This is a genomic window from Streptomyces sp. NPDC053432, from assembly GCF_055585365.1.
Genome location: NZ_JBVJKF010000005.1, coordinates 225,837 through 244,121 on the forward strand (window position 1 = coordinate 225,837; position 18,285 = coordinate 244,121).

General features: G+C 72.3%; 13 protein-coding genes. 5 read left to right on the forward strand and 8 right to left on the reverse strand.

The features are described from left to right. Window positions 1–5 precede the first annotated feature (5 nt). Both ACZ6Y1_RS11420 and ACZ6Y1_RS11425 read right to left on the reverse strand, forming a co-directional pair. Window positions 6–2,246, reverse strand: coding sequence for an MMPL family transporter (locus ACZ6Y1_RS11420; RefSeq protein ID WP_469626151.1), 2,241 nt, complete (start codon window positions 2,244–2,246; stop codon window positions 6–8). Between the two features lie 175 nt (window positions 2,247–2,421). Next, on the reverse strand, window positions 2,422–2,808 hold the full coding sequence (locus ACZ6Y1_RS11425; RefSeq protein WP_469626155.1) for a cupin domain-containing protein: 387 nt from the start codon (window positions 2,806–2,808) through the stop codon (window positions 2,422–2,424). Between the two features lie 59 nt (window positions 2,809–2,867). Between ACZ6Y1_RS11425 and ACZ6Y1_RS11430 the strand changes: the two genes are divergently transcribed. The 5 genes from ACZ6Y1_RS11430 to ACZ6Y1_RS11450 all read left to right on the forward strand — a co-directional run bounded on the left by ACZ6Y1_RS11430 (window position 2,868) and on the right by ACZ6Y1_RS11450 (window position 9,489). Further along, window positions 2,868–3,665 carry a GNAT family N-acetyltransferase gene (locus ACZ6Y1_RS11430; RefSeq protein WP_469626158.1) on the forward strand — a complete coding sequence of 266 codons (798 nt, stop codon included), beginning with the start codon at window positions 2,868–2,870 and terminating at the stop codon, window positions 3,663–3,665. A 584-nt stretch (window positions 3,666–4,249) separates the two neighbouring features. Further along, on the forward strand, window positions 4,250–4,750 hold the full coding sequence (locus tag ACZ6Y1_RS11435) for a DinB family protein (RefSeq protein ID WP_469626161.1): 501 nt from the start codon (window positions 4,250–4,252) through the stop codon (window positions 4,748–4,750). A 43-nt stretch (window positions 4,751–4,793) separates the two neighbouring features. Beyond that, window positions 4,794–6,857 carry a penicillin acylase family protein gene (locus ACZ6Y1_RS11440; RefSeq protein ID WP_469626164.1) on the forward strand — a complete coding sequence of 688 codons (2,064 nt, stop codon included), beginning with the start codon at window positions 4,794–4,796 and terminating at the stop codon, window positions 6,855–6,857. Further along, window positions 6,854–7,546 (forward strand): GNAT family N-acetyltransferase, encoded by a 693-nt coding sequence (locus ACZ6Y1_RS11445; protein WP_469626167.1) that lies wholly within the window; start codon window positions 6,854–6,856, stop codon window positions 7,544–7,546. The genes ACZ6Y1_RS11440 and ACZ6Y1_RS11445 overlap by 4 nt, the downstream gene beginning before the upstream one ends. A 32-nt stretch (window positions 7,547–7,578) precedes the next feature. Then, window positions 7,579–9,489, forward strand: a complete 1,911-nt coding sequence (locus ACZ6Y1_RS11450) for a protein kinase domain-containing protein (RefSeq protein WP_469626169.1) — start codon at window positions 7,579–7,581, stop codon at window positions 9,487–9,489. A gap of 58 nt (window positions 9,490–9,547) precedes the next feature. Here ACZ6Y1_RS11450 and gatB read toward each other — a convergent pair whose 3' ends face one another. The 6 genes from gatB to ligA form a co-directional block, all read right to left on the reverse strand. Beyond that, entirely contained in the window at window positions 9,548–11,059 is a 1,512-nt protein-coding gene (gene gatB, locus ACZ6Y1_RS11455) for an Asp-tRNA(Asn)/Glu-tRNA(Gln) amidotransferase subunit GatB (RefSeq protein WP_469626173.1), read from the reverse strand. A 16-nt stretch (window positions 11,060–11,075) separates the two neighbouring features. Continuing rightward, complete coding sequence (locus tag ACZ6Y1_RS11460; RefSeq protein ID WP_344165909.1) at window positions 11,076–11,255, reverse strand: hypothetical protein; 180 nt, start codon at window positions 11,253–11,255, stop codon at window positions 11,076–11,078. Window positions 11,256–11,317: 62 nt separating this feature from the next. Continuing rightward, window positions 11,318–12,814, reverse strand: a complete 1,497-nt coding sequence (gene gatA, locus ACZ6Y1_RS11465) for an Asp-tRNA(Asn)/Glu-tRNA(Gln) amidotransferase subunit GatA (RefSeq protein ID WP_469626176.1) — start codon at window positions 12,812–12,814, stop codon at window positions 11,318–11,320. Between the two features lie 5 nt (window positions 12,815–12,819). Further along, window positions 12,820–13,116, reverse strand: a complete 297-nt coding sequence (gene gatC, locus ACZ6Y1_RS11470; RefSeq protein WP_376662368.1) for an Asp-tRNA(Asn)/Glu-tRNA(Gln) amidotransferase subunit GatC — start codon at window positions 13,114–13,116, stop codon at window positions 12,820–12,822. Between the two features lie 407 nt (window positions 13,117–13,523). Beyond that, window positions 13,524–15,704 (reverse strand): putative bifunctional diguanylate cyclase/phosphodiesterase, encoded by a 2,181-nt coding sequence (locus ACZ6Y1_RS11475; protein WP_469626180.1) that lies wholly within the window; start codon window positions 15,702–15,704, stop codon window positions 13,524–13,526. A gap of 367 nt (window positions 15,705–16,071) precedes the next feature. Next, window positions 16,072–18,273 carry an NAD-dependent DNA ligase LigA gene (gene ligA, locus ACZ6Y1_RS11480; protein WP_469626183.1) on the reverse strand — a complete coding sequence of 734 codons (2,202 nt, stop codon included), beginning with the start codon at window positions 18,271–18,273 and terminating at the stop codon, window positions 16,072–16,074. Window positions 18,274–18,285 lie beyond the last annotated feature (12 nt).

Here is an 18,285-nt window from a genome sequence, read left to right on the forward strand (position 1 = left end):
GCTGGTCAGCTGGACACGGGTACGGAGTCAGCCGGCTCCGCGCTGTCTTCGCTCGGCCGCTGTGCCGGAAGTTTCCCATGCGGGTGCCGTTCCGGGGGTTCGATGCTGATCCTGGGCAGGCGCCGGTCGAGCCAGGCGGGCAGCCACCAGTTCGCGCCGCCGAGCATGTGCATCAGGGCCGGGACGAGGAGGGTGCGCAGCACGAAGGCATCGAGGGCGACGGCCGCGGCGAGCGCGATGCCGAACATGGCGATGATCCGGTCCCCGCTGAGCACGAAGGCCAGGAAGACGGAGATCATGATGACGGCAGCCGAGTTGATGACCCGGCTGGTCTCGGCGAGTCCGACGCGGACGGCCCGCTTGTTGTCGCCGGTTTCCAGCCACTCCTCGTACATCCGGCTGACGAGGAAGACCTGGTAGTCCATCGACAGTCCGAACAGGACGGACACCATGATCACGGGCAGGAAGGGTTCGACGGGGCCCGCGCTGCCCAGTCCCAGCAGCTCGCTGCCCCAGCCCCACTGGAAGATCGCGACCACGACTCCGAAGGAGGAGGCGACGGCGGCGATGTTCATGGCCGCGGCCTTGAGCGGGATCCCTATGGAGCGGAAGGCCAGCAGCAGGAGGACGCAGCCGAGGGCCACGACCACCGAGACGAAGAGCGGCAGCTTGCCGATGACGACCTCGGCGAAGTCGTCGTAGCCGGCGGTCACGCCGCCGACGTGGGCCTCCATGGAGTTGCCGCGTTCCGCGCGGGGGACCACGTCCTCGCGGATCCGGTCGACGAGCTCGCTCGTGGCCCGGGACTGGGGGGCGGATTCCGGGACGACCGTGATGACCGCGGTGTCCCCGCTGCGGTTGAAGACGGCGGGGCCGGTGGAGGCGACGCCCTTCGTCCTGCCGAGTGCCTCCGCCAGGTGCTCCACGGCGAGCCGGTCGCCGGCCCCGTCGAGACGGGCGACGACGGTGAGCGGTCCGTTGCCGCCGGGACCGAAGCCCTCCGCCAGCAGGTCGTAGGCCTGCCGGGTGGTGGAGGTGGCCGGATTGTTGCCCTGGTCGGACGTGCCGAGGTGCAGCGAGAAGGTGGGCAGCGCCAGGACGACCATCACGGCGGTGGCGACGAGGCCGAGCAGCTTCGGGTGGCGCTCCACGAAGGCGGACCAGCGGACGGCGAAGCCCGTGGCCTGTTCGGGCAGCGGGCCTTGGGCGGCGAGCCTGCGCCGTTCGCGGCGCGACAGGGCGCGCGGTCCGATCCAGGAGAGGAGGGCGGGCAGCAGGGTGACCGACGCGGCGACCGTGAGGACCACCGTCACGGAGGCGGCGATCGCGACGCCGTTCAGGAAGTTCAGCCGCAGGACCAGCATGCCGAGGAGCGCGATGCAGACGGTGGCTCCGGCGAAGACGACGGCCCGGCCGGTGGTGGCGACGGCGTTCTCGGCGGCCTCCTCGACCGGGATCCCCCGGGCGAGTGCCTTGCGGTGCCTGGTGACGATGAAGAGGGCGTAGTCGATGCCGACGCCGAGGCCGACCAGCGTGCCGAGCATCGGGGCGAAGTCGGCGACGGCCATCGCGTGCCCGAGGAGGGTGATCCCGAAATAGGCGGTGCCGACACTGACCAGGGCGGTCGCGATGGGCAGCAGGCTCGCGGCGAGCGAGCCGAAGGCGAGGAAGAGCACCAGGGCCGCGACGACCACGCCGATGACCTCGGCGAGGTGGGTGGCGGGGGCCTCGGTCAGGCCGATGGCGCGGCCGCCGAGTTCGACCTGGAGGCCGTCGGCCTCGGTGGCCGGGTTCTTCGCCGCGTCGACCACGGCCTGCGCCTGGGCCTTGGGTACGGAGTCGGCCTGCCGGTCGAAGGTCACCACGGCGTAGGCGGTGCGCCCGTCGGGGCTGATCCTGGCGGCGCTCTCGAGGCCCGGGCCGTAGGGCCCGGCCACCGACCCGACCCCGGGAAGGTGCGCGACGGTGCCGAGTGCGCGGGTCATGCGCTGTTCGATGTCCGGGGTGCGCGCGTTCTGATGGTCCGGGGCCCGCCACACGATGGTGTCGGTGTCACCGCCCTGGCCGTGGAAGCCCTCGCGCAGGAGTGCGTGCGCCCTGCCGGACTCGGTGCCGGGGACCTCGTAGTCGTTGGAGAACGCCGATCCCGCGGTCCCGGCGGCCACCGCGGTCGCACCGAGGGCGAGCAGCCAGATCAGGACGGCGAGGAGACGGTGGCGGATGCACCACCGTGCTATTGCTGCCAACGGACGTGCTCCCTGGTGGTTCGGATCTTTACCGGGGGACAGCCCGTCGCAAAGAACGCTGGAACTCGTGAAGGCCCGGCTGCGGGTACGGGGGGTCGCCCCGTGACGTGCCGAGATGGTCTACAAGACAACGATCTCAGCGTTTCGTGATCGTTGGCCCGTTTCGTGTGCATCGTCACAGGGGTGGTTCGTCCACCCGGTAGCCGGGGATCGAGGGCCATCGGACGGTGAGGACGACGGCGTCCTCCTCCGCGTACCAGGAGTGGTCGACCCCGCGGCCCCACAGTACGTAGTCCCCCTGCTCGGCGAGGACGACGGTACGGCCGGGGAACTCCATCCGGAACCGCCCGCTGATCAGGACCAGCAGCGCGGTCCGCTTCTCGGCGGTGGCCCACCGCTCCCGCGCCTCACCCTTCGGGTGGACTCCCCATTTGATCTCCACGTCCTCGCTGTGGCGGGGATCGCCGGGGTCCTTGAAGTGGCCGAGGAGCCAGCCCCGGTCGACGGCCGCGTCGGGGCCGGCCTTGCCGGTGTGGATGGTGACGTCGGAGTCGTGGTTCACGGGCCGAGGCTAATGCAGTTGTGCGGCCCGTCCGACACTGATGATCTGGGGCGATGACCATGGATCACGATGAAATGCTGAAGGTGCGGGCGCGTTTCGACGCGGAGATGCGCGAGGGGGCCCAGCCGGATGCGGCGGAGGCGCGTGTGGAGCGGGCGGGCCCGGTGGTGCGGCAGGTCATGCCGGGGCTCGGCTGGAGCGGCGTCCTCTGGTCCGACCTCGACGAGGAGACGGCGGACTCCGCGATCGCGGCGCAGGTGGCGTTCGCTGCGGAGTGCGGGGCGTCGGAGTTCGAGTGGAAGCTGTACGACTACGACCGGCCGGCGGACCTCGGGGACCGGCTGCGGGCGGCGGGCTTCGTGCCGGAGCCGGCCGAGACGCTGATGATCGGACGGGTGTCCGAACTCTCGCGGCTGCCGCTCGACGCGCCGGAGGGGATCACCCTTCGGGTGGTGACCGACGAGGCGGGGGTGGACCTGATGATGGAGGTCCACGCGCGGGCCTTCGGGACGGAGCGGCCGCGGATCCGGGAGCAGATGCTGAGCCTGCTGCGGGACGAGCCGGAGACCATCGCGGCGGTGCTGGCGATGGCGGGTGACACCCCGGTGAGCGCGGCCCGCATGGAGATGCGGCCGGGCACGTCGTTCGCCGGCCTGTGGGGTGGCGGCACGGTCCCCGAGTGGCGGGGCCGGGGCATCTACCGGCTGCTGGTGGCGCACCGCGCGCGCATCGCGGCGGAGCGGGGCATCCCGTACCTCCAGGTCGACGCCTCGGACGACAGCCGCCCGATCCTGGAACGGCTGGGCTTCTTCCGGCTGGGCGTGACGGTGCCGTACCTGCTCCCCGGCCTCGCCTGACGCTCCGGCCGTGGCGGGGCCGGCGGGGCCGGTGTTATGCCGGGGTGCCGGGGTGCCCCCGCAGGGCGTCGAACCTGGCGCCCCGCGGGCCGGCACCACCGCAACCCCCGCGCCGGCGGGGCCGGGTGTGCGGCGGGGTGCCCCCGCAGGGCGTCGAACGCAACCACGTCGCCACATGTCCGCTGCCTCTGCAGGTTCGACGCCCGAGGAGGTACCCCGGCGCGCGCCCTGTCCCGCCGGCCCCTGCGTGCGGGCCGCTGCGCGGAGCCGGTCCCCTACCCGCCCTTCCACCGTTCCCCGGGCTCCGCCCGGACCCGCGCCTCAAACGCCGGCGAGCTGGGGTGGGGGCTCACGTCCGGGCTCCGCCCCAGACCCCGCGCCTCAAAGGCCGGCGAGGCTGGGGTGGGGGCTCACGTCCGGGCTCCGCCCCGGACCCCGCGCCTCAAACGCCGGCGAGGCTGGGGTGGGGGCTCGTGTCTGGGCTCCGCTCCAGACCCCGCCCCTCAAACGCCGGCGAGGCCGGGAGGGGGGCACGGGCGGGCCGGAGGGTTCCGTGGTGGGGAGAGGGTGGGCAGGATCGGCCCATGGAACGAATCAGCCCGCCCCTGACCGCCGGCGAGCGCGAGACCCTGCGCGCCTACCTCGACTACCACCGGGCCACCCTCGCGTGGAAGTGCGAAGGCCTCACCGACGAAGAACTTCGGCGCACATCGATGCCGCCGTCCACCCTCTCCCTGCTGGGCCTCGTCCGGCACATGGCCGAGGTCGAGCGGCACTGGTTCCGCCGGGTGCTCAGCGGTGAAGAGCTGCCGCACCTGTGGTCGGACAGCCACGACTTCCAGGCCGCCTACGACGCCTCCGGCTCGACCCGCGAGGAGGCGTTCGCCGCCTGGGAGGCCGAAGTGGCCCACGCCCGCCGCATCGAGGCGCACGCCGAGTCCCTCGATGTGACGGCGTACGTGCCGAGCTGGAAGGAGGAGGCCTCGTTGCGGCTGCTCATGCTGCACCTCATCCACGAGTACGCCCGCCACAACGGCCACGCCGACTTCCTCCGGGAGGCGATCGACGGGGTCACCGGCGCATAGGCCCTATAGTTAGGCCAGCCTAACCTAAGCCCTGGGGGAGAGTGTGAGCAGCGACAGCGGTCCGTACGAGGTTTTCCGCGATCCCTGGGGCATCCCCCACCTCCGTGCGGCCGATCACCTCGGGCTCGCCTACGCCCAGGGCCGCGCCACCGCCTTCGACCGGGCCTGGCAGCTGGAGGTCGAGCGCCACCGCGCGCAGGGCTCCAGCGCCGCCTTCCTCGGCGCCGGATCCGTCGCCTGGGACCGCTTCGCCCGCCAGTGCCGCCTCGCCGACACCGCCCGGCGGTGCTACGAGGCGCTGGACGCGGTGACCGCGGCCTGGGTCCGCGCCTACGTGGAGGGGGTCAATGACGGGCTCGCCGCCGGCTCGGCCCGCGATCCGCGCTTCGCCCGTACCGGGCTGACCCCGACCCCGTGGGAACCGTGGGTTCCGCTGGGCATCTGGACCGCCACGCACATCCTGTTCGCCGGCTTCGCCACGAAGCTGTGGCGCGAACGCGCGGCCCGCGCCCTCGGCGACGAGGCGGCCACCCTGTTCGCCACCGACGGCCCCGGCACGGCCGGCAGCAACGGCTGGCTGGTGCCGGGCGACCGGACCGCCACCGGTTCGGCGATCATCGCGGGCGACCCGCACCGGTTCATCGAGGACCCGGGCGTCTATCAGCAGATACGTCTCTCCTGCCCGGAGTACGACGTCCTCGGCCTCGCCGTCCCCGGTGTCCCCGGCCTCGCCCACTTCGGGCACGCCGGCACCGTCGCCTGGGCCATCACCAACGCGATGGCGGACTACCAGGACCTGTACGCCGAGGAGCTGCGCGGGGCCGGCCCCGCCGTGGAGGCACTGGGCCCGGACGGCGAGTGGGAGCCGGTGCACCGCCACACGGAAACCGTCCACGTGGCCGGCGGCGACGACGTCGAGGTGGAGGTCCTGGAGACGGCCCGGGGCCCGGTGATCGTCCGGGGGCGGGCGCCCGACGAGCAGACCCTCGCGCTCCGCTACCCGCCGCGGGTCCGCGGGGACCTCGGGTTCGCGGCGCTCCCCGCCCTGCTGCGGGCGCGCACCGTCGGCGACGTCGACCGGGCCCTCGACGGCTGGGCCGAGCCCGTCAACGTCGTCCAGGCCGCCGACTCCGAGGGCGGCCTGCTGCACCGTGTCGCGGGCGCCGTGCCGCTGCGCGATCCCGCGAACCGGCTGCGCCCCGTACCCGCACGGGACGCGCGGCACGCCTGGCAGGGCTGGGCCGAGACCCCCGAGGAGCCGGTGCAGGGCTTCGCCGTGATGGCGAACGCGCGTGGGATCGCCTCCCCGCTCGGTGTGGAGTTCGCTCCCCCGCACCGCGCCAACCGCATCCGCGAGCTGCTCAGCGGCCGGACCCGGTGGTCCCCGAAGGCGATGGCCGACGTGCACCGGGACACCTACCTGGGCTCGGCGGCGCCGCTGCTCGACCTGCTGCCCGGCTTCGCGGACCTGACCCCGGCCGCGCACGACCTGCGCACCCGGCTGCTGGCGTGGGACCGGCACATGGACGCCGACAGCGCCGACGCCACCCTGTTCGCGGCCTTCCGGACCGCGACCGTCCGCCGTCTCGCCGCCGATCCCGTCTTCGCGGACCTGTGGGGCGCACCCGAGGGTCCCGAGGTCTTCCATCCCTGGCTGTACCTGGTCCCCCGCATCGGTTACGCCCTGGAGGGGCTGCTGGCCAGCCCGTTGCTGCCCGGACTGGACCGGGCCGCGCACGTCCGCGCCGCGCTGGAGGAGACCGCGGCGGCCGGTGCGCCGCAGACCGTGTGGTCCGGGGTGCACCGGCTGGCCCCCTGGTCGGCGCTCCCGGATCCGCAGGCCGAGTGGCCCGGTCTCGGCGGCGATCACGACTGCGTGAACGCGACCTCCTCCGTCCCCGGCCTCACCGACCTCACCGCCCGTGCCTCGGCGGCCCGTTACGTCTGGGACCTCGCCCGGCGCGAGGACAGCCTGTGGGCGGTCCCGCTCGGCGCGGACGGCGTCACCGGCTCGCCCCATCACCGCGACCAGCTGCCGCTGTGGGCGCGGTGCGCACTCGTCCCCGTCGTCACCGACTGGGCCGGCCTCACCAAGGAATCGATATGAGCAACGCCTCCACCGCCTCCACCACCGCCACCGCCACCCGGCAGCCCGTGTACAGCCACGCCGTCGAGGGCTTCGGCACGGTCACCCTGACCCCCGTCGACCCGGCCGCGGACTCGGCCCTGATCCACAGCTGGGTGACCGAGGACCGGGCCCGCTTCTGGGGCATGCGCGAGGCCGGCCGCGAGCAGGTGCAGGAGATCTACGAGGACGTCGACCGGCGTACGACGCACCACGCGTTCCTGGCCCGCCGCGACGGGGTGCCGGTCGCGCTGTTCCAGACGTACGACTGCGCGGAGGACCGGGTCAGTGAGTGCTACGAGGTGCGGCCGGGGGACGTGGGCGTGCACCTGCTGCTCGGCCCGGCCAAGGGGGCTGCCGAGCACGGCTTCACGGCGGCCCTGCTGACGGCCTTCATCGCGTTCGTGTTCTCGGACCCGGCCTGTCGCCGGGTGGTCGCCGAGCCGGACGCCCGCAACGGGAAGGCGGTCTCCCTGCTGGAGCGGACCGGTTTCGTGCTCGGCCCCGAGATCGAGCTGCCGGAGATCGACCTGCCCGAGGTGTACCTGCCGGCGAAGCGGGCCCGCCTCGCTTTCCTGGACGCACCGGTCCGAGCGGCGGTCGTATCGTCACGTCACCCTAACGGGATGCCGATTCCCATTGACCGTGCGCGTCCGGCCGCTGGAAGCTGATCCTCACTCAAACCATCGGCGCTGGGGGGAAATTGACCAGCCAGAACCTGCACATCGGGCCGGACGCGGCAGCCGACCGGTACCGGTTGCTCCGGTCGATCGGGCGCGGCGGGGAGGCCGTGCTCTATCTCGCGGAGATCGAGCTGGCCGGGGGATCCGAACCCGTGGTCGTCAAGGTGCTCGATTCCAAGACGACCATCACGCCCGACGTCTTCGACCGGATCAGCCAGAAGTGGAACGAGCAGGCGGAGCTGCTGCGGTTCGTGCACCGGCCCGGGGTGGTGGGCGTACGGGAGCACTTCGAGGGCCCGCCGATCCACCGGCCCGGGGAGTCGGGGACGCTGACCGGGCGGGCACTCGTCCTCGTCATGAACCACGTCGACGGGCTCGACCTGCGGGACTGGCGGGCCGAACGTACCCTCGCGACGGCCGCCGAGCGGCGCGAGGTGATGCGGACGCTGGAGCAGCTGGCCGACGTACTGGACTGGCTGCACTCGGGGAAGGCCACCCCGTCCGGCCGCCAGGTCATCCACGGCGACCTCTCCCCCGGCAATGTGATGGTCGACGCCCACGGGCAGGCCACGCTGGTGGACTTCGGCCTCAGCAAGCTGACGGCCGACCACCAGACCGCGGAGGTGTGGTTCACGCCGGGCTACGCGGCGCCGGAGGTCTTCGACGGCAAGCGGACCCCGGGCACGGACCGGTACGCCTTCGGGGCCATCGCCTACTTCCTGCTGAGCGGGGAGTCCCCGCCCGCCACCCCCGAGCTGCTGGCGCGGGCCTTCGTGGCCCTGCCGCAGTTCGCGGTGCTGGACGCGGAGCAGCGGGCGCGGATCGCTTCGATCTACGCCGCCGACCCCGGGGAACGGCCGGTGAACCTGGCAGGCTGGATGAAGGACATCCGGCACGCGGTGGTGTCCACGACCACGTCCACCTCGCAGCGCGTGGTCCAGGACGCGGTGCCGGCGAAGCCGGTGCTCCCGCCGCCCCTTCCGGCGGCCCCGCCGCAGCCGGTGACGCCCCCTCCGGCGCACACGCCGGCCCCGGCCACGCAGGCCCAGGCCACGCCGGTCCAGGCCGCGCCGGCCCCGGCCACGCAGGCCCAGGCCCCGGCCACGCCGGCCCAGGCCGCCGCGGCCCAGCCCCCGGCGACGGCCCCGGTGACGGTCCCAGACGCGGTTCGGGCGACCGTCCCGGAGGGGTACGGGCCGCCGCTCGCCCAGGGCCCGGCCCACCCGGCACCCGCCCCGACGCTGCCTCCGCCTCCGCCCGCAAGGAAGCGGCGGACCGGGCTGATCGTGGCCTCGGTGGCTGCCGTACTGGTCATCGCGGTGCTCTCGGTGATCGGCGTACAGCTGCTGAACGGCAAGGACAAGGACAAGGGTTCCCAGGCCCGGGCAGCCGGCGACAAGGCGGCGGCGAGTGCACCCGCCGCGACGGGGACCCCGAGCCCGTCCGCGTCGCCGACGCCCAGCCCCTCGGCGTCCTCCGGTGAACCCCTGGAGCAGCCCTCCGCCACCGGGTCGAAGCCCCCCGGCGGTGTCGCGCCGGGTGTCAACGCGGCCGATCTGACCGTCATGAACCCCGTGAACGGGCTGGGTGACTTCGCGGTCGGGGCGGCGAAGATCAACACCAAGCAGTACGGTGCCGCGTTCATCGCCGACCTCGGGTGCAACGGCGACGCGATCGCGGAGTTCGACCTCAACCGCGAGTGGAAGTACCTGGACTTCACGGCCGGAATCGACGACGGATCCACTCATGAGAAGGGCCGCGTCAGCGTCTCGCTCGACGGCCAGCCGGCCGCCTTCTCCGAACTCGTCGAGCTCGGCAAGCCGGTCACGAAGCGGGTGGACGTCAACGGCGCCCTGCGCCTGCGCATCAAGGTGGACGCGGGCTGCGACATGGGCAAGGTGGTCATCGCCGGCCCGCAGCTGACACGCTGACACGCGAACGGCCCCGCACCGGGAAGCCGGTGCGGGGCCGTCGTACGGAACGCGGAGGTTACTCCGAGACGCCCAGGCGCTCCAGGATGAGCTCCTTGACGCGCGCCGCGTCGGCCTGGCCGCGGGTGGTCTTCATGACCGCGCCGACCAGGGCGCCGACGGCGGCGACCTTGCCGCCGCGGATCTTGTCGGCGATGGCCGCGTTGCCCGCGATGGCCTCGTCCACGGCCGCGCCCAGCGCGCCCTCGTCCGAGACGACCTTCAGGCCGCGCTTCTCGACGACCTCGTCCGGGGTGCCCTCGCCGGCGAGGACGCCCTCGATGACCTGGCGGGCCAGCTTGTCGTTGAGCGAGCCGTCCGCGACGAGCGCCGCGACCCGGGCCACCTGGGCCGGGGTGATCGGCAGCTCGTCGACCGAGACGCCCTGCTCGTTGGCGTTGCGGGCGAGCTCGCCCATCCACCACTTGCGGGCGGCGGCCGAGTCGGCGCCCTCCTCGATGGTGGCGACGATGGAGTCCACCGCGCCCGCGTTGAGGATCGACTGCATGTCGTGCTCGTTCACGCCCCACTCCTCGCGGAGGCGGTTGCGGCGCACGCGCGGCATCTCGGGCAGAGCGGCGCGCAGCTCCTCGACCCACTCACGGGCCGGGGCCACGGGCACCAGGTCGGGCTCCGGGAAGTACCGGTAGTCCTCGGCGTTGTCCTTGATGCGGCCGGCCGTGGTGGAGCCGTCCTCCTCGTGGAAGTGCCGGGTCTCCTGCACGATCGAGCCGCCGGACTGCAGGACGGCCGCGTGGCGCTGGATCTCGAAGCGCGCCGCGCGCTCGACGGAGCGCAGCGAGTTGACGTTCTTCGTCTCCGAACGGGTGCCGAAGGGTGCCGAAGGGTTCGCCCGCAGCGACAGGTTCACGTCGCAGCGCATCTGGCCCTTGTCCATGCGGGCCTCGGAGACGCCGAGCGCCTTGATGACCTCGCGCAGCTCGGCGACGTACGCCTTGGCGACCTCGGGGGCCCGCTCGCCCGCGCCCTCGATCGGCTTGGTGACGATCTCGATGAGCGGGATGCCGGCGCGGTTGTAGTCCAGCAGGGAGTGGGACGCGCCGTGGATACGGCCGGTGGCGCCGCCGACGTGCAGCGACTTGCCGGTGTCCTCCTCCATGTGGGCACGCTCGATCTCCACGCGGAAGATCTCGCCGTCCTCCAGCTGGACGTCCAGGTAGCCGTTGTAGGCGATGGGCTCGTCGTACTGGGAGGTCTGGAAGTTCTTCGGCATGTCCGGATAGAAGTAGTTCTTCCGGGCGAAGCGGCACCACTCGGCGATCTCGCAGTTCAGCGCGAGACCGATCTTGATGGCGGACTCGATGCCGACGGCGTTGACGACCGGGAGCGCGCCGGGCAGGCCCAGGCAGACCGGGCAGGTCTGCGAGTTGGGCTCGGCGCCCAGCTCGGTCGAGCAGCCGCAGAACATCTTGGTCCTGGTGCCGAGCTCGACATGGACCTCCAGGCCCATGACGGGGTCGTACATCGCGAGCGCCGCGTCGTACGACAGCAGTTCGGTGAAGGTGGTCACGGTGAAACTTTCCCTCTCAGCCCAGCAGGACGTCGTCGTCGCCCAGGCGCTTCAGCTCGCGGTACAGGATCGCGAGACCGGTGACGATGGCGGCGGCGGACACGACGGCGTCGACCAGCTGCAGCGTGTCGTGCTCGGTGCGGGCCTTGCGGACCTGCTTGATCACGCTGAACGCGCCGAAGGCGGTGGTGCCCATCGACAGGTAGGTGCCGGTCTTGGACTTCTTGAAGCCCTTGGCCTTGGACAGTGCACTGGTGCTCACAGCGACGGTGCCTCCTCAAGCAGCGGGTGGCCCCAGCGCTCGACGAAGGCGGCCTCGACGGCCGCGCCCACCTTGTAGAGGCGGTCGTCCTTCATCGCCGGGGCAATGATCTGCAGTCCGACCGGGAGACCGTCCTCCGGGGCCAGGCCGCAGGGCAGCGACATGGCGGAGTTGCCGGCCAGGTTGGTCGGGATGGTGCACAGGTCCGCGAGGTACATGGCGAGCGGGTCGTCGGTGCGCTCGCCGATGGGGAACGCGGTGGTCGGGGTCGTCGGGGAGACGATCACGTCGACCTGCTCGAAGGACTTCTCGAAGTCCTGCGAGATGAGGGTGCGGACCTTCTGGGCGGAACCGTAGTACGCGTCGTAGTAGCCGGAGCTGAGCGCGTACGTGCCGAGGATGATGCGGCGCTTGACCTCGTCACCGAAGCCGGCCTCGCGGGTCAGGGCGGTGACGTCCTCGGCGGACTTGGTGCCGTCGTCGCCGACGCGCAGGCCGTAGCGCATGGCGTCGAAGCGGGCCAGGTTCGAGGAGCACTCGGACGGCGCGATCAGGTAGTACGCGGCCATCGCGAGGTCGAAGGACGGGCAGTCCAGCTCGACGATCTCGGCGCCGAGCTCCTTGAGGAGCTCCACCGACTCGTTGAAGCGCTGGACGACACCGGCCTGGTAGCCCTCGCCGGCGAACTGCTTGACCACGCCGACGCGCATGCCGGCGACGGAGCCGTTGCGGGCCGCCTCGACGACCGGCGGGACCGGGGCGTCGATGGAGGTGGAGTCCATCGGGTCGTGACCGGCGATCACCTCGTGGAGGAGGGCCGCGTCCAGGACCGTACGGGCGCACGGGCCGCCCTGGTCGAGGGAGGACGAGAAGGCGACCATGCCGTAGCGGGAGACGCCGCCGTAGGTGGGCTTGACGCCGACGGTGCCGGTGACGGCGGCGGGCTGGCGGATGGAGCCGCCGGTGTCCGTGCCGATGGCGAGCGGGGCCTGGAAGGCGGCCAGCGCGGCCGCGGAGCCGCCGCCGGAGCCGCCGGGGATCCGGGTCAGGTCCCACGGGTTGCCCGTCGGGCCGTAGGCGCTGTTCTCGGTGGAGGACCCCATGGCGAACTCGTCCATGTTGGTCTTGCCGAGGATGACGACGTCGGCTTCCTTCAGCTTGCGCGTCAGGGTGGCGTCGTAGGGCGGGATCCAGCCTTCGAGGATCTTCGAGCCGACGGTGGTCGGGACCCCGACGGTGGTGAAGATGTCCTTGAGGGCGAGCGGGACGCCGGCCAGCGGGCCGAGCTTCTCGCCGCGCTCGCGCTTGGCGTCGACGGCCGCCGCCTGGGCGAGGGCGCCCTCGCGGTCGACGTGCAGGAAGGCGTGGACCTTCTCGTCGGTCGCGTCGATGCGGGCCAGGTGGGCCTCGGTGACCTCGACGGCCGTGAGCTCGCCGGAAGCGATCTTCTCGGCGGTCCGGGCTGCCGTGAGCTTGATGATGTGGTCGGTCATGGCTGTTAGTCCTCCCCCAGGATCTGCGGCACCTTGAAACGCTGCTGCTCCTGGGCGGGAGCGCCGGAGAGCGCCTGCTCGGGGGTGAGCGAAGGACGGACCTCGTCCGCGCGCATGACGTTCGTCAGGGGCAGCGGGTGGGAGGTCGGCGGTACGTCTCGGTCGGCGACCTCGGATACGCGGGCGACCGCGCCGATGATGTCGTCGAGCTGTCCGGCGAAGTGGTCCAGCTCTTCGGCCTTGAGCTCCAGACGTGCCAGCCGAGCGAGGTGGGCGACCTCCTCGCGCGTGATGCCAGGCATGCAGCGATCCTCTGGGGGTTTTGAGTGTGTAGGTTTCGGGCCCAATCCTATGGGGCCGGGTGGCTGCGCCGCTAAACGGTTGGCCACGAGTGCCGGGTGCGGGGCCGCTGCGCGGGGCCTTCCGGGCTCCACCCGGACCCGCGCCTCAATCGCCGGCGGGGCTGGATCGTGGTCGGCCGGCGCTCCCAGGTGCGGCTCACCGAACCGGGGCTCCGCCCCGTACCCCGCTCCTCAAACGCCGGAGGGGCTGGTTCTGCCTCCGGCGGCGCCTCGAACGCCGACGGGGCTGGAATTGCCCTCCGGGCATCCAGCCTGGTCCGGGCACACTCCAGCCTCGCCGGCGTTTGAGGCGCGGGGTCTGCGGCAGCGCCCCAGCGGCGGGGCCGCACCCTCGCACCCGGCGGGAGTCAGACGGCGTCAGCCTCGGCGGCGGCGAGCTCCGCCGTGATGTCGGCCGGACGGCGCCAGCCGCGTTCGCCGCGGGCCAGGAGCCAGGCCGTGGCCTCCTGCGGCGGCATGGCGGCCGCGACCAGCCAGCCCTGGACCGCGTCGCAGCCCAGGTCCCGCAGGCGCTCCCACGTCTCGTCGTCCTCCACGCCCTCGGCGACCACCAGGAGGCCGAGGGAGTGGGCCAGGTCCACCGTGCACCGCACGATCTCCGCGTCCTGGGCATCCACCGCGAGGCGGCCCACGAAGGAGCGGTCGATCTTCAGCTCGCTGACCGGCAGCCGCCGCAGGTGGACCAGGGAGGAGTAACCGGTGCCGAAGTCGTCCAGGGACATCTTCACGCCGTGCCCGGTCAGGCCGGCCATGGTGTCGGCCGCCCGCTGGGGGTCCTCCAGCAGGACGTGTTCCGTTATTTCCAGCTGGAGCCCGCTCGCGGGCACGCCGTGCCGGGCGAGGCGCGCGGCCACCGCGCCGGCGAAGCCGGGGGTGTGGACGTCGCGCGGCGAGACATTGACGGCCACCGGGACCTTGAGGCCCTGCGCGCGCCACCGGGCGACCTGGGCGAGGGCCGTCTCCAGGACGTACTCCGTCAGGTGCGGCATCAGACCGGAGGTCTCGGCGATGGCGATGAACTCGTCGGGGGGTACCCGGCCGCGTTCCGGGTGGACCCAGCGGACCAGGGCTTCGAGCCCGGCCACCTGGCCGTCGAAGCGGACCTTCGGCTGGTAGTGGAGTTCCACTTCGCCCGCGTCCAGGGCCCGCCGCAGGTCGCCGAGGAGGCCGAGCCGGTCGGGCGTGTTGCTGTCCCGCTTGGACTCGTACACCTCCACGCCCGTGCGGTCGCGCTTGGCCTGGTACATCGCCACGTCCGCCCGCCGGAGCAGCCCCTCCGCGTCGAGCGCGTGGTCGGGGAAGACGGCGAGGCCGGCGCTGGCCTCCAGGACGAGGGTGAGGCCGTCCAGGTCGAGGGGGGAGCTGAGCTCGGCCACCAGGTGGCGGGCGATCCGCTGGGCGCTGGTGGTGGAGTCGGTCGTGGGGAGCAGGACGGCGAACTCGTCGCCGCCGAGCCGGGCCGCCTCGGCGTCCTCGGGCAGGGCATGGCGCAGCCGTTCGGCGATCTGGAGGAGCAGCCGGTCGCCTGCGAGGTGCCCGAGGGTGTCGTTGACGGCGCGGAAGCGGTCCAGGTCGATCAGCACGAGGGCGGCCCGGGTGCCCAAACGTTCAGCCTCGTCGAGGGCGGTCCAGGCCCGCTCCAGCAGCCACTGCCGGTTCGGCAGCCCGGTCAGCGGGTCCCGCAGCTGCTCCTCGGCGCGTGCCCGGGCGATCCACAGCGTGGAGTCCAGCGCGATCAGCGGTACGGCGAACAGCGGCAGGAGCACCGGCTGGGTGACGGCGACGGCGCAGATCAGCGGCGCGATACCGAGCAGCGCGACGGCGACCAGGGCCTGGCGGAGCAGGGCCGTGCGGGCGACGGTGGGCAGGCCGCCGCCGCGCGGGGCGAGCGCGGCCCACAGCAGGATCCGGGTGACGAGGAGGTAGGCGACGGCGACGAGGATCACCTCGGGGACGGCGTCCAGTCCCCAGCCGGTGGGCTTCCAGGGGGTTTCGACGGACGGCCGCTCGCCGAAGGCGGAGAGGACGAGGGCTCCCGCGCCGATGCCGAGGACGTCGACCGAGCCGTGCAGCAGCCCCTGCCGCCACCGGTGCCGGCGCGCGGCCCCGACCAGGGAGACGACGGCGAGGGAGACGAGTCCGGCCGGAACCCATCCGTAGAGCAGGAGGACGCCGAGGGTGAGGGCGGCGCCCGATCCGGTGCCACCCCACCAGCGGTCGCGGCCGAGGGCGACGAGGTGGCCGACGATGATGCCGGTGAGCAGGGCCAGGGCCCAGCCGACCGAGCCGCCGGGGAACAGGGCCTGACGGCTGCTCAGCGCGGAGGCGATGCCCACGACGAGGACCACGGCGGAGAGGCCCACGACGAGGAAGGGCAGCACGTTGCCCCGCCCCTGTCCGCCCGCACCCGTGTCGAGCGGTCGGGTGTCCGGTGTCCTGGCACCCAGGACACCGAGCCGGCCCGCCCGCATGGACGGGATGTCCCCGCCGAATTCAGGTGACGGGTCGGCGCTTTCGGTGGGTTTCATGCCCGTCCCTCTCACAGCCGGCGATGCCGATGTCACGCGATGGCCCCGATGTCATGCCATCACGGCCGGAATCGCATCCCGCTGCCGTGCACGACTGGCGCACCCCTCAACAGTAGGACGCGGGAGGCTCCCAGGGGCAGCCGTCGGCAGTGGTTGCCCGAATGCGCCCCAGCCATCCTCATCAGTACGGTATCCGCCGAACGGGTGAGTTTGGACCAGGACCCCCTGCTCACCCATCCGATGATCCGACAGGTCACCGCCCTGCGACCAGCCTTGTACCAGCCGTTTACCACCGACGGTCGCGCCTGGCGTACGCCCGCCCGGACGGCCGTACGCCATGCATCCGTTCGCCTTCGCTACTCCGTCCTTACTCCTCGGCGGCCCCGCCGTCCAGCGGGAGGGCGGCTTCGCGTGCCGCTTCCGGGCCCTGTTCCAGGAGTACCGCGAAACCGGCGTCGTCGAGGATGGAGAGCTTCAGCTGCACGGCCTTGTCGTACTTGGAGCCGGGGTTGTCCCCGACGACGACGAACGAGGTCTTCTTCGAGACGGATCCGGTCACCTTGGCACCGAGGCTCTGCAGGGCCTCCTTGGCGCCGTCCCGGGTGTGGCTCTGCAAAGTGCCGGTGACCACGACGGTCAGCCCCTCCAGCGGGCGCGGACCGGTCTCCTCGGCGGAACCTTCCTCCTCCATCCGCACCCCGGCCTCCCGCCACTTGCGCAGGATCTCCCGGTGCCAGTCGACGGCGAACCATTCCTTGAGGGAGGCCGCGATGATCGCGCCGACCCCGTCGGTGGCGGTCAGCTCCTCCTCGGTGGCCTGCTCGATGCGCTCGATCGACCGGAACTCGCGGGCGAGCGCCTCGGCCGCGACCGGGCCGACGTGACGGATCGACAGACCGTTGATGATCCGCGCGAGCGGGCGTTGCTTGGCGGCCGCGATGTTCTCCAGCATCGCCAGGGCGTTCTTCTTCGGCTCGCCCTTCTGGTTGGCGAAGACCGTGACGATCTTCTCCTCGCCGGTCTTCGGATCCCGCTTGGGCAGTCCGCTGTCCTGGTCGAGGACGTACGCCTTGATGGGCAGGAGGTCCTCGATGGTCAGGTTGAAGAGGTCGCCCTCGTCGAGCAGGGGCGGCTGCGCCGGCTCCAGCGGGCCGGTCAGGGCGGCGGCCGCGACCATGCCGAAGTTCTCGATGTCCAGGCTCTGGCGCCCGGCCAGGTAGAAGATCCGTTCGCGCAGCTGTGCGGGGCAGGTCTGCGCGTTGGGGCACCGGACGTCGATGTCCCCCTCCTTCATCGGCCGCAGCTCCGTACCGCACTCGGGGCAGACGGCCGGCATGACGAACTCGCGCTCGCTGCCGTCACGCAGGTCGACCACCGGGCCGAGGATCTCGGGGATGACGTCGCCCGCCTTGCGCAGGACGACGGTGTCCCCGATGAGCACGCCCTTGGCCTTGACGACCTCCTGGTTGTGCAGGGTCGCGAACTCCACCTCGGAACCGGCCACCGTCACCGGCTCCACCTGCGCGTACGGGGTGACGCGCCCGGTGCGGCCGACGCCGACCTTGATGTCGATCAGCTTGGTGTTGACCTCTTCGGGGGCGTACTTCCACGCGATCGCCCAGCGCGGGGCGCGCGCCGTGGAGCCGAGCCGGCCCTGCAGGGCGACCTCGTCGAGCTTGACGACCACGCCGTCGATCTCGTGCTCCACCGAGTGCCGGTTCTCGCCGAAGTGGGCGATGAACTCCCGGACTTCGGCGAGCGAGGAGACCACCTTGTTGTGCTGGGCGGTGGGCAGGCCCCACTCGTGGAGCAGCTCGTACGCCTGCGACTGGCGCTCGATCTCGAAGCCCTCGCGGGCGCCGATGCCGTGGACGACCATGTGCAGCGGGCGGCTCGCGGTGACCTTCGGGTCCTTCTGCCGCAGTGAACCGGCCGCGGCGTTGCGCGGGTTGGCGAAGGGCTTGCCCTCGGCCTCGACGAGGCGGGCGTTCAGCTCCTCGAACTTCTCCATCGGGAAGTAGACCTCGCCGCGGATCTCGACGAGGGCCGGGATCCGGTCGCCCTTCAGCCGGTCCGGGATGTCGGCGATGGTGCGGACGTTGGGCGTGATGTCCTCGCCGGTGCGGCCGTCGCCGCGGGTGGCGGCACGGGTGAGGCGCCCGTGTTCGTAGGTGAGGTTGACGGCGAGGCCGTCCACCTTGAGCTCGCACAGGTAGTGGAAGTCCGGGGTGTTCACGTCCCGGGCGACCCGGTCGGCCCAGGCGGACAGTTCCTCGTCGTCGAAGGCGTTGTCGAGGGAGAGCATGCGCTCCCGGTGCTCGACCGAGGCGAAGTCCGTCTCGTACGCCCCGGCCACCTTCTGGGTGGGCGAGTCGGGCGTGCGCAGCTCCGGGTACTGCTCCTCCAGCGCCTCCAGCGAGCGCAGCAGCTTGTCGAACTCGGCGTCGCTGACGACCGGCTGGTCGTTCACGTAGTACCGGAAGCGGTGCTCCTCGACCTGCTCGGCCAGCAGCTGGTGCTGCTCACGCACCGCCGCCGGTACTGCCGTGTCCTGCTGTTCGGCTGCCATGCCGTGTCCTCC